Origin of the sequence: Streptomyces spinoverrucosus (assembly GCF_015712165.1) — a bacterium.
Classification (GTDB): domain Bacteria; phylum Actinomycetota; class Actinomycetes; order Streptomycetales; family Streptomycetaceae; genus Streptomyces; species Streptomyces spinoverrucosus_A.
This window is the reverse complement of record NZ_JADPZX010000001.1, coordinates 7,438,566-7,450,216: the sequence shown is the minus strand read 5'-3', so window position 1 is coordinate 7,450,216 and position 11,651 is coordinate 7,438,566. Positions and strand designations below refer to the sequence as shown.

12 protein-coding genes are annotated in these 11,651 nt (G+C 71.4%); 1 reads left to right on the top strand and 11 read right to left on the bottom strand.

Annotation, left to right across the window (positions count from 1 at the left end; genetic code table 11):
* From yajC to pgsA, 11 genes are all read right to left on the bottom strand, one after another.
* The gene (gene yajC / locus I2W78_RS33895; protein ID WP_307783905.1) at nt 1–492 is read right to left on the bottom strand and encodes a preprotein translocase subunit YajC; all 492 of its coding nucleotides are present in this window, start codon (nt 490–492) and stop codon (nt 1–3) included.
* A 174-nt stretch (nt 493–666) separates the two neighbouring features.
* Nucleotides 667–1,737: a Holliday junction branch migration DNA helicase RuvB gene (gene ruvB / locus I2W78_RS33890; protein ID WP_196464060.1), complete on the bottom strand. Its 1,071-nt coding sequence runs from the start codon at nt 1,735–1,737 to the stop codon at nt 667–669.
* Between the two features lie 185 nt (nt 1,738–1,922).
* A complete protein-coding gene (ruvA, locus tag I2W78_RS33885) occupies nt 1,923–2,528 on the bottom strand; it encodes a Holliday junction branch migration protein RuvA (RefSeq protein WP_196464059.1) in 606 nt (201 codons plus the stop codon).
* Complete coding sequence (gene ruvC, locus I2W78_RS33880) at nt 2,525–3,070, bottom strand: crossover junction endodeoxyribonuclease RuvC (protein ID WP_196464058.1); 546 nt, start codon at nt 3,068–3,070, stop codon at nt 2,525–2,527. The genes ruvA and ruvC overlap by 4 nt, the downstream gene beginning before the upstream one ends.
* A gap of 136 nt (nt 3,071–3,206) precedes the next feature.
* Complete coding sequence (locus I2W78_RS33875; protein ID WP_196464057.1) at nt 3,207–3,959, bottom strand: YebC/PmpR family DNA-binding transcriptional regulator; 753 nt, start codon at nt 3,957–3,959, stop codon at nt 3,207–3,209.
* A gap of 49 nt (nt 3,960–4,008) precedes the next feature.
* The gene (gene pdxT / locus I2W78_RS33870; RefSeq protein WP_196464056.1) at nt 4,009–4,617 is read right to left on the bottom strand and encodes a pyridoxal 5'-phosphate synthase glutaminase subunit PdxT; all 609 of its coding nucleotides are present in this window, start codon (nt 4,615–4,617) and stop codon (nt 4,009–4,011) included.
* Between the two features lie 5 nt (nt 4,618–4,622).
* Complete coding sequence (pdxS, locus tag I2W78_RS33865; protein WP_196464055.1) at nt 4,623–5,534, bottom strand: pyridoxal 5'-phosphate synthase lyase subunit PdxS; 912 nt, start codon at nt 5,532–5,534, stop codon at nt 4,623–4,625.
* Nucleotides 5,535–5,648: 114 nt separating this feature from the next.
* A complete protein-coding gene (locus I2W78_RS33860; protein WP_196464054.1) occupies nt 5,649–6,191 on the bottom strand; it encodes a hypothetical protein in 543 nt (180 codons plus the stop codon).
* Between the two features lie 40 nt (nt 6,192–6,231).
* On the bottom strand, nt 6,232–7,395 hold the full coding sequence (locus tag I2W78_RS33855; protein ID WP_196464053.1) for a glycosyltransferase family 4 protein: 1,164 nt from the start codon (nt 7,393–7,395) through the stop codon (nt 6,232–6,234).
* Complete coding sequence (locus tag I2W78_RS33850; protein WP_196464052.1) at nt 7,392–8,300, bottom strand: phosphatidylinositol mannoside acyltransferase; 909 nt, start codon at nt 8,298–8,300, stop codon at nt 7,392–7,394. The genes I2W78_RS33855 and I2W78_RS33850 overlap by 4 nt, the downstream gene beginning before the upstream one ends.
* Entirely contained in the window at nt 8,297–9,037 is a 741-nt protein-coding gene (gene pgsA, locus I2W78_RS33845; protein WP_196464051.1) for a phosphatidylinositol phosphate synthase, read from the bottom strand. The genes I2W78_RS33850 and pgsA overlap by 4 nt, the downstream gene beginning before the upstream one ends.
* A gap of 225 nt (nt 9,038–9,262) precedes the next feature.
* Between pgsA and I2W78_RS33840 the strand changes: the two genes are divergently transcribed.
* Nucleotides 9,263–11,461, top strand: coding sequence for an elongation factor G-like protein EF-G2 (locus tag I2W78_RS33840; RefSeq protein WP_196464050.1), 2,199 nt, complete (start codon nt 9,263–9,265; stop codon nt 11,459–11,461).
* Nucleotides 11,462–11,651 lie beyond the last annotated feature (190 nt).

The window sequence follows — 11,651 nt, the reverse complement described above, 5'->3', positions numbered from 1 at the left end:
CTACTTCGCGTCGGCGTCGCCGTCGGTCTTCCTCGGCTCCTCGTCCCGCTTCGCCTCGGCGGCGTCGGCGGGCTCCTCGTCCGCGTCCTTCTTGCCGAGGTCGACGGACTTCTCGTCGGAGGGGGCGGCGTCGACGGGCTCGTCGGTCTCGGTGAGGGAGGAGGCGTCGTCCGGGACGGTGTCCGCGTCGGCCTTCAGGTCGTGCTCGATGCCGTGCACGATGCGGTTGTACTCGTCGTCGGAGAGCACGGCACCGATGGAGTTCTTGGCGAAGAGGAGGTCGACGCCCGGGCCGGCGTCGAGGAGGACCGTGTCCTCGTTGACTTCCTTGACCGTTGCGTACATGCCCCCGATGGTGCGGACTCCGGAACCGGGCTGCATCTGGTTCCGCATGTCAACGGCCTGCTGCTGCTTCTTCTTGGCCGAGCGGGTCATCAGGATCATGGCCCCGATGAGCACGATGAACGGGAGGAGGGTCACGAGGCTATTCACGGGACAGATTCCTTCGCACGACCGCGCAGATGGGCGGCCTGTTGGATGGGGGTATGTCAGCCGCCGGGAAAGGCGGCATCGGCGGAGTCTAAGCGAGTCCGCGCGCATGGAACAACGCTCAGCATGGCACCCGGGTTCCTGGTCCGGCCAATGCCCTCGCCGTCACGCCCGCCGTCACGCCCCGAACAAGTCCTGTTGTCCGTTTCCCACGCCGCCCGAGCGGGGCGGGGTGAGGCCGAGATGCGCCCAGGCGGCAGGCGTGGCGACCCGACCGCGCGGGGTGCGGGCCAGCAGGCCCTCCCGTACGAGGAACGGCTCGGCGACCTCCTCGACGGTCTCGCGCTCCTCCCCCACCGCCACGGCGAGCGTGGACAGGCCGACCGGTCCGCCGCCGAACAGCTTCAGCAGCGCTTCGAGCACGCCGCGGTCGAGGCGGTCCAGGCCACGGGCGTCGACCTCGTAGACCTCCAGCGCCGCCGCCGCGATCTCGCGCGTGATGATCCCGTCGGCCTTGACCTGCGCGTAGTCCCGGACGCGGCGCAGCAGCCGGTTGGCGATCCGGGGCGTGCCCCGGGAGCGGCCGGCGATCTCGGCGGCTCCGGCCGAGTCGATCTCGACGTCCAGCAGGTTGGCCGAGCGGTGGATGACGCGTTCCAGTTCGGCGGGTTCGTAGAACTCCATGTGCGCGGTGAAGCCGAAGCGGTCGCGCAGCGGGGGCGGCAGCAGGCCCGCGCGCGTGGTGGCGCCGACCAGGGTGAACGGGGGCAGCTCCAGGGGGATGGCCGTGGCGCCGGGGCCCTTGCCGACGATGACGTCGACCCGGAAGTCCTCCATCGCCATGTACAGCATCTCCTCGGCGGGCCTCGACATGCGGTGGATCTCGTCGAGGAAGAGGACCTCGCCCTCCTGAAGGGAGGACAGGATCGCGGCGAGGTCGCCGGCGTGCTGGATGGCGGGGCCGGAGGTGATGCGGATCGGGGCGCCCATCTCGGCCGCGATGATCATGGAGAGGGTGGTCTTGCCGAGGCCGGGGGCGCCGGAGAGCAGCACGTGGTCGGCGGTGGCGCCCCGCGCGCGTGCGGCGCGCAGGACGAGGTCGAGCTGTTCGCGGACCTTCTCCTGGCCGATGAACTCGCCCAGGTCCTTGGGCCGCAGCGCGGCCTCGACGGCCTGGTCCTCACGGTCGGCGGACGCGCCGACGAGCCGCTCGGGGGCGGAGGTGTCGGTCGAGTCGTCCCAGTTCATGGAGTGTGCCTCGGGTCGTGTCGCGGTCGGGTGTCGTATGAGGGTGGGGGCGCCCCTTTTCGAGGGTCGTTCCCGGCTCTCGGAGGGTGTTTCCCGCGTTCGGAGGGGTCGTTCCCGGCTTTCGGAGGGGTCGTTCCCGGCTTTCGGAGGTCGTTTTCCGGCCGTTCCGTGCCGGGTGCCCGGCGTCAGCGCGCTCTGTTGAGAGTCTGCAGGGCCGCCTTCAGCAACTGGCCCACCTGGGGTGTGCCCTCGGCGGCCTCGGCCTGGGGCGCGACCGCGGCGACCGCCTCGTCGGCCTCGCGGGTCGCGTACCCCAGGCCGATCAGGGCGGCGTGCAACTGGTCGCGCCAGCCGGTGCTGACCGGTGCGCCGACCGCGGGGGCGCCGATCGGCTCGCCCAGGCGGTCCCTCAGCTCCAGCAGCAGCTTCTGGGCGCCCTTCTTGCCGATGCCGGGGACGGCGGTGAGCGCCTTCTCGTCGCCCGTCGCCACGGCACGGCGCAGCGCGTCCGGGGTGTGCACGGCGAGCATGGCCTGGGCGAGCCGGGGGCCGACCCCGCTCGCGGTCTGGAGCAGCTCGAAGACCTGCCGCTCGTCGTCGTCCGCGAAGCCGTACAGCGTCAGGGAGTCCTCGCGTACGACGAGGGAGGTGGCGAGCTTGGCGGGCCGGCCGACGCGGAGCGTCGACAGTGTGTTGGGCGTGCACTGGACGGCCATGCCGACGCCGCCGACCTCGACCACCGCGGCGTCGGGAGCGAGGGCGGCGACCGTGCCGCTGACGAAGGCGATCATGCCGTACGGCCTTTCGATGCGGTTGCTCTTGCGGTGTGCAGGGCGACGGCCTGCTGGAGGCGGTTCTGGGCGGGGGCGCGCCAGATGTGGCAGATGGCGAGCGCGAGGGCGTCGGCGGCGTCGGCCGGTTTCGGCGGTGCGTCGAGCCGCAGCAGCCGGGTGACCATGGCGCCGACCTGCGCCTTGTCGGCGCGTCCGGTGCCGGTGACGGCGGCCTTGACCTCGCTGGGCGTGTGCAGGGCGACGGGGATGCCGCGGCGGGCCGCACAGAGCATGGCGACGGCGCTGGCCTGGGCCGTGCCCATCACCGTGCGCACGTTGTGCTGGCTGAACACCCGCTCCACGGCGACGAATTCGGGCCGGTGCTCGTCGAGCCACTGCTCGATGCCCTGCTCGATCGCGACCAGGCGATGGCCGAGGTCCGCGTCGACGGGCGTACGCACGACGCCGACGCCGAGCATCGTGAGCGGCCGCCCCGCGACCCCCTCCACGACGCCGACACCGCACCGGGTCAGTCCCGGGTCCACCCCCAGTACGCGCACCGGCCCCTCCCTTCGATCGCCAGTTTGTGCAGGCTATCGGGTGCCACCGACAACGCCTCGCACCAACGCCCGGCAAAGCGACGGGCCGACGGGATGTCCCGTCGGCCCGTGGAGCACGCTTGAGCCCGCGGCAGCGTTACGCCTCGACCTTCTCCATGATCTCGTCGGACACGTCGAAGTTGGCGAAGACGTTCTGCACGTCGTCGCTGTCCTCCAGCGCGTCGATCAGCTTGAAGATCTTCTTGGCGCCCTCCTCGTCGAGCTCGACCTGGACGGACGGCACGAAGCTGGAGTCGGCGGAGTCGTAGTCGATGCCGGCCTCCTGGAGGGCGGTGCGGACCGCGACCAGGTCGGTGGCCTCGCTGATGACCTCGAAGGACTCGCCAAGGTCGTTGACCTCCTCGGCACCGGCGTCCAGGACGGCGGTCAGGACGTCATCCTCGGTCAGCTCGCCCTTGGGGACGATGACGACGCCCTTGCGGCTGAACATGTATGACACCGAGCCCGGGTCGGCCATGGAGCCGCCGTTGCGGGTCATGGCGACGCGGACGTCGGAGGCGGCACGGTTGCGGTTGTCCGTGAGGCACTCGATGAGCACGGCAACGCCGTTGGGGCCGTAGCCCTCGTACATGATCGTCTCGTAGTCGGCGCCACCGGCTTCGAGGCCGCCACCGCGCTTGATCGCGGAGTCGATGTTCTTGTTCGGGACCGACTGCTTCTTGGCCTTCTGGACGGCGTCGTAGAGCGTCGGGTTGCCTTCGAGGTCCACGCCGCCCATCCGCGCCGCGACCTCGATGTTCTTGATCAGCTTCGCGAAGAGCTTGCCGCGCTTGGCATCGATCACGGCCTTCTTGTGCTTCGTCGTGGCCCATTTAGAGTGGCCGGACATCTGCCTGTCTCCTTCGCGTAACCCATCTCTGCAACGAACGCCAGAGATCCTACAAGGACTCCGCTGTCCGGTTGGCGCGCACCATGTCCACGAACAGGCCGTGCATGCGGTGGTCGCCGGTCAGTTCCGGGTGGAACGACGTGGCGAGCGCGTTGCCCTGGCGGACCGCGACGATGTGGCCGTCGTGCTCGGCGAGCACCTCGGCCTGGGCACCGACGGACTCGACCCAGGGGGCGCGGATGAAGACGCCCTCCACAGGATCGCCCGGGACGCCCTTGACGTCGACCGCCGCTTCGAAGGACTCGTTCTGACGCCCGAAGGCGTTGCGGCGCACGATCATGTCGATGCCGCCGACAGTCTCCTGGCCCGAACGCGGGTCGAGGATCTTGTCGGCCAGCATGATCATGCCCGCGCAGGTGCCGTAGACGGGCATGCCGTCCCGCACGCGCGCGCGGAGGGGCTCCATCACGCCGAACAGGATGGCCAGCTTGGAGATGGTGGTGGACTCGCCGCCGGGGATGACCAGGCCGTCGACCTCGGCGAGCTCCTCGAGGCGCCGCACCGGCCTGGCCACGGCGTCGGCCGCGGCCAGGGCGACGAGGTGCTCCCGTACGTCGCCCTGGAGGGCCAGGACGCCGATCACAGGTGCTTCCGTCATGGTGGTTACCAGCCGCGGTTGGCGTAGCGCTCGGTCTCGGGGAGGGTGTCGCAGTTGATGCCGACCATGGCCTCGCCGAGGTTGCGGGACGCGTCCGCGATGATCTTCGGGTCGTCGTAGAAGGTGGTGGCCTTCACGATGGCGGCGGCACGCTTGGCCGGGTCGCCGGACTTGAAGATGCCCGAGCCGACGAAGACGCCCTCGGCGCCGAGCTGGCGCATCAGCGCGGCGTCGGCCGGGGTGGCCACACCACCGGCGGAGAACAGCACGACCGGCAGCTTGCCGAGCTCGGCGACCTCCTTGACCAGCTCGTACGGGGCGCGCAGCTCCTTGGCGGCGGCGTACAGCTCGTGGTTGTCGTAGCCGCGCAGGCGGGCGATCTCGTTCTTGATCTGGCGCAGGTGGCGGACGGCCTCGACGACGTTGCCGGTGCCGGCCTCGCCCTTGGAGCGGATCATGGCCGCGCCCTCGGCGATCCGGCGCAGGGCCTCACCGAGGTTGGTGGCGCCGCAGACGAACGGGGTGGTGAAGGCCCACTTGTCGGAGTGGTTGACCTCGTCGGCCGGGGTGAGGACCTCGGACTCGTCGATGTAGTCGACGCCGAGCGACTGCAGGACCTGGGCCTCGACGAAGTGGCCGATGCGGGACTTGGCCATGACCGGGATCGAGACGGCCTCGATGATGCCCTCGATCATGTCCGGGTCGGACATCCGGGCCACGCCGCCGTCCTTGCGGATGTCGGCCGGGACCCGCTCCAGGGCCATGACGGCGACGGCGCCCGCGTCCTCGGCGATCTTGGCCTGTTCCGGCGTGACGACATCCATGATCACGCCACCCTTGAGCTGCTCGGCCATGCCGCGCTTCACGCGGGCGGTGCCGGTCTCGGGGGCCTGGTTCTCGGAGAGCGTGCTGGACACGGGTGACCTCACTGAAGTGAAAGAGGGTTTCTGCAAACACCGAGGAAACGGGAGGTGTGCAGGCCACAGCAAGGGCCAATGTGGAGCCGGTGGATCGTTTTCCGGTACGAGGGTCTACGCGGCCCGGTCCACCAGGGCCGTCGGTGGCTCGTCGTCCATCTCGAAGGCCAGGGGGAACGGGGCGTGGCCGGCCAGCCGGAACCAGCGCACCTTGCGGTGTTCGCGCAGCCTGCGGGCCGCCCCCACCGCGTCGTTGTGGAAGCGCCGGGCCATCGGCACCCGGCGCACCGCCTCGGTCAGCTCCCGGGCCGCCGCCTCTCCCCCGGGCGCCTCCCGGACCGCCTCGACCTGCTGCGGCTCGGCGAACACCGCGCGCAGGGCCTGGCTCAGCTCGCTCTCGGCGACCTCCCGCTGCTCCTCCTCGGCCTGCCGGGCCGCGTGCGCCGCCTCGTACAGCACGATCGAGGCCGCCGGGTCCAGCACCCCGGAGGTGGCCAGTTCCTGCGCCACGGAGGCGCGGCGCAGCAGCTGGGCGTCCAGGGCGGCACGGGTGGCGTCGATCCGGGCGTGCAGCCGGTCCAGACGGCCCGCCGTCCAGCTCAGGTACACGCCGATGGCGATGAGGGCGACGAGGATCCAGATGAGGGTTGCGGTCACGGGCGGCAAGGCTACCGGGGTGTCCCTCGGGCGTGATCAGTCAGTCGCGGGCCAGCCCGAACCGCCCCCACAGTCCCAGGGGACGGTCGTCGGCGGCGACCGCGGCGGTGCCGTCCGTCACCGTCTCGTACACCGACAGGATGTCCGCGCCGACGGTCGACCAGTCGAACCGGCGCACATGCGCGCTGCCGCGCTCGCGCAGCTTCTCCCGGCGCACCGGGTCGTCCAGCAGCCGCAGCGCCGCCTCGGCGAGCGCGTCCGCGTCCTCGTTGGCGAACAGCTCCCCCGCCGCGCCCTGGTCGAGTACCTGCGCGAAGGCGTCCAGGTCCGAGGCCAGCACCGGCGCGCCCGCCGACATCGCCTCGACCAGGATGATCCCGAAGCTCTCGCCGCCGGTGTTGGGTGCCACGTACACGTCGACGCTGCGCAGGAAGCGGGCCTTGTCCTCGTCGCTCACCATGCCGAGGAACTCCACCCTGGAGCGCAGCTCGGCGGGCAGCGACTCGACGGCCTGCTGTTCGTCCCCGCGGCCCGCGACCAGCAGCCGCGTCTGCGGCCGCTCGGCGAGGATCCTGGGCAGCGCCCGCATCAGCACCGGCAGGCCCTTGCGGGGCTCGTCGATCCGGCCGACGAAGCCGATGGTGTCGCCCTGCCAGTCGGGGTTGGGCTCGGCCCTGGCGAAGAAGTCGACGTCGACGCCGTTGGGGATCACCACGGCGTCCCCGCCGAGGTGCTCGACCAGGGTGCGGCGGGCGTACTCGCTGACCGCGATCCGGGCGCTGATCTTCTCCAGCGCGGCCTGGAGGATCGCGTACGCGGCGATCATCGCGCGCGAGCGGGGGTTGGAGGTGTGGAAGGTGGCGACGATCGGGCCCTGCGCGGCCCAGCAGGCCAGCAGGCCCAGGGACGGGGACGCCGGTTCGTGGATGTGGATCACGTCGAAGGCGCCGTCGTGCAGCCAGCGGCGTACCCGGGCCGCCGACAGGAAGCCGAAGTTCAGCCGGGCCACCGAGCCGTTGTACGGCACCGGCACCGCGCGGCCCGCCGAGACGACGTACGGCGGGAGCGGGGTGTCGTCGTCGGCGGGGGCGAGGACGGACACCTCGTGCCCGAGGCGGATGAAGTACTCGGCCAGGTCCCGGATGTGGAATTGGACGCCACCTGGCACATCCCAGGAGTACGGGCAGACGATGCCGATCCTCACGGGGTCCCCTTCGCGGGGTCGAGGTCCTTGAGCCACAACCGCTGCAGCATGTGCCAGTCCTCCGGATGGTCGGCGATCCCCGAGGCGAAGGCGTCCGCCAGGGCCTGTGTCATGACAGACGTCTTCTCGGCCCGGGTACCTGACTGGGGTACCTCGATCGGGGGGTGCACCCGGCCGCGCATGACGGGTGAGTCGTCGTACCAGAGCGTCACCGGCAGCAGCAGCGCGCCGGTCTGCTGGGCCAGCAGGGCCGGTCCGGCCGGCATCCGCGCGGTGTCGCCGAAGAACCGCACCTCGACGCCGGAGGCGGACAGGTCGCGGTCGGCGACCAGGCAGACCAGGCCGCCGTCGCGCAGCCGCCGGGCCAGGGTGCCGAAGGCGGAGCCGCCGTTGTGCGGGAGGACCTCCATGCCGAGGCCCGCGCGGTAGGCGACGAAACGGTCGTAGAGCGTCTCCGGCTTCAGGCGCTCGGCGACCGTGGTGAAGGGGATGCCCAGTTTGGTGGTGACCCAGGCGCCGGCCAGATCCCAGTTGGCCAGGTGCGGCAGCGCCAGGACGACGCCCTTGCCGGCGGCCAGGCCGTCGGTGAGGAAGTGCAGGTCCTTGGGGTCGAAGCCGCTCCTGACGCGCTCGGCGCTCCAGGCGGGGAGCCGGAAGGACTCCATCCAGTAGCGCAGATACGAGCGCATGCCCGCGCGCGAGAGCTCGGCGAGCCGCTCCGGGGTGGCGTCGGGCACCACGCGCGCGTAGTTGCTCTCCAGCCGCTGTACCCCCTTGCCGCGCTGTTTCCAGGACAGATCGGCCACGGTGTTCCCGAGCCGTGCGGCCACCGGCTCGGGGAGCTTCTTCACCGTGCTCCAGCCGAGCCCGTACAGGGCGTCCGTCAGCGTGTCCCGAGCGCTCATTTCGCCGTCTCCCTCCCCTGAGAGGCATTGTCGGCGTTCGGGCGCTCCGCCGCCTCCGCCTCGGCGGACTCCCGGCGGACCGTGACGACCCGCTGGATCAGCGTGATCAGGCTGCCCACGGCGACCAGCCACAGGGCGATCGGCAGCAGCACGTCGATGCCCGGCACGCCGAACGCGTGCAGCCCCGCGAGCCCCGCGGCGACCAGCGAGATCACCAGGCGCTCGGCGCGCTCGACGAGCCCGTTGACCGCGACCGGCAGTCCGATCGACTCGCCGCGCGCCTTGGTGTACGACACCACCTGGCCGCTGGCCAGGCAGAAGATCGAGACGGCGCACAGCACGAGGTCGTCCCCGCCACCGGCGTACCAGAGGGCGAACCCGCCGAAGATGGCGCCGTCGGCGACCCGGTCCAGGGTGGAGTCCAGGAAGGCGCCCCAGCGGCTCGTGCGGCCCAGCTGGCGGGCCATGTTGCCGTCGACGAGGTCGGAGAAGACGAACAGGGTGATGACGACCGTGCCCCAGAAGAACTCGCCCCGGGGGTAGAAGACCAGCGCGCCCGCCATCACGCCCGCGGTGCCGATCAGCGTGACCGTGTCCGGGCTCACGCCCCGGCGGATGAGAAACGCGGCGAACGGTGTGAGGACACGCGTGAAGAATGCACGCGCGTACTTGTTCAGCATGGCCTTCCCGAGGGTCGCTGGCGCCGCGCGGCCCCTGCTGGCCGTCGGCTGGCCCATCGTAGCCACGCACGCGTGCGGGCGACCGCCCGGCACCCGCGCCTGACCGCGGTCCGGCGCACGGCTTGCAACCGACGCCGGTTGGCGCCTTCGCGTCCTTTGTATGGACGCACCGTGACGAGAGTGGAAAGCTCGAAGAATCGCGGGCGTCGCCGGAGCCGCCCAGCACGCGGGTCCCGCGTGTCCGCGCCCACAGTGACCTCACCGTGCACGGGAGGCAGGATCATGGGCGACAAGACCAACGCACACCCCGGAGCCGCCGGCAGGGCAGTGGCGGCCGACCACCCCACGTCCGTACGGAATGTGGTGCTGGTCGGCCACTCCGGAGCGGGGAAGACAACACTGGTGGAAGCCCTCGCACTGACCGCTGGGGCGGTGAACCGGGCGGGCCGTGTGGAAGACGGCGGCACCGTCTCCGACTACGACGAGATCGAGCACCGGCAGCAGCGCTCGGTGCAGCTCTCCCTGGTGCCGGTCGAGTGGAACGGCATCAAGGTCAACGTTCTCGACACCCCCGGCTACGCGGACTTCGTCGGGGAACTGCGGGCCGGTCTGCGAGCGGCGGACGCGGCCCTCTTCGTCGTCTCGGCCTCGGACGGCGTGGACGGCTCGACTCGCATGGTGTGGGAGGAGTGCGCGGCCGTCGGCATGCCGCGCGCCATCGTCGTGACGCACCTGGAGGCCGCCCGCGCGGACTTCGAGGAGATGACGCGGGTCTGCGCGGAGGCCTTCGGCGCCGACGACCCCGACGCCGTCCTGCCGCTGTATCTGCCGCTGCACGGCCCGCAGGCGCCGGACGGGCACGCCCCCGTGACCGGGCTGATCGGGCTGCTGTCGCAGAAGCTGTTCGACTACTCGACCGGCGAGCGCAAGGAGTCCGAGCCGGGCGAGGACCAGCTGCCGCTGATCGAGGAGGCCCGCAACCGGCTGATCGAGGGGATCATCGCGGAGAGCGAGGACGAGACCCTCATGGACCGCTATCTCGGCGGGGAGCAGATCGACGTCAAGACGCTCGTGGACGACCTGGAGCGGGCTGTCGCGCGCGGGACGTTCTTCCCCGTCCTGGCCGCCGCCCCCGCCGCCGACGGCGCCCGGCAGGGCATCGGCACGGTCGAGCTGCTGGAGCTGGTCACCGGAGGGTTCCCGACCCCGCTGGAGCATGCCCAGCCCCAGGTCACCACCATCGACGGCAGGGCGCGGGAACTGAAACCCTGCGACCCCGACGGACCGCTGGTCGCGGAGGTCGTGCGGACCTCGTCCGACCCGTACGTCGGCCGTGTCTCGCTCGTGCGCGTCTTCTCCGGGACCCTGCGCCCGGACGAGACCGTCCATGTCTCCGGGCACGGACTGGCGGACCGGGGCCACGAGGACCACGACGTCGACGAACGCATCGGTGCCGTGTCCACGCCGTTCGGAAAGCAACAGCGTCCGGTGTCGCACTGCGTCGCGGGTGACCTCGCCTGCGTGGCGAAGCTGAACCGCGCGGAGACCGGCGACACCCTCTCCGCCAAGGACGACCCGCTCCTGATGGAGCCCTGGGACATGCCCGACCCACTGCTGCCGCTCGCCATCCAGGCGCACAGCAAACCGGACGAGGACAAGCTCTCCCAGGGCCTGGCCCGGCTGGTCGCCGAGGACCCGACCATGCGGCTGGAGCAGAACCAGGACACCCACCAGGTGGTCCTGTGGTGCCTGGGCGAGGCCCACGCGGACGTCGCCCTCGAACGGCTGCGCAGCCGGTACGGCGTCCAGGTCGACGTCGTTCCGCACAAGGTCTCCCTGCGGGAGACGTTCGCGACCAGGGCCGGCGGGCGCGGCCGGCATGTGAAGCAGTCCGGCGGGCACGGGCAGTACGCCATCTGCGAGATCGAGGTGGAGCCGCTGCCCGGCGGCTCGGGCATCGAGTTCGTCGACAAGGTCGTCGGCGGCGCGGTGCCACGGCAGTTCATCCCGTCGGTGGAGAAGGGCGTCCGCGCGCAGGCCGCGAAGGGAGTCGCCGCGGGGCACGCGCTGGTCGACGTGCGGGTCACGCTGCTGGACGGCAAGGCGCACTCCGTGGACTCCTCGGACGCCGCGTTCCAGACGGCGGGCGCGCTCGCGCTGCGGGAGGCCGCCGCCGACGCGAAGATCCATCTGCTGGAGCCGGTGGCCGAGGTGAGCGTGCTGGTCGGCGACGACTACGTGGGCGCGGTGATGAGCGACCTGTCGGGGCGGCGCGGCCGGGTGCTGGGCACCGAGCAGACGGCCGGCGGGCGCACCCTCGTACGCGCCGAGGTGCCCGAGATCGAGATCGGGCGGTACGCCGTCGATCTGCGCTCGCTGTCGCACGGGACGGCACGGTTCAACCGGCGCTACGCACGGCACGAGCCGATGCCCCCTCAAGTCGCCGAGCGCCTGAGGAAACAGGAGCAGGAGGCTTCCTGACAGGCGCACAAGAGGCGTGCGGCGCCCGGCAGTTGCGATCGGGCGCACGCATGTGGCTTGTGCGCGGCGGCTCCCTCCGGGTCGGCGGGCGGCTTCGACCGTCCGCCGACGCATGTCGGTGCCTGGGGATACGCTGATGACCTGATCAACAGGTGTGCGGAGCACGGAAGTCGGGAAGGCCGCAGGAGCG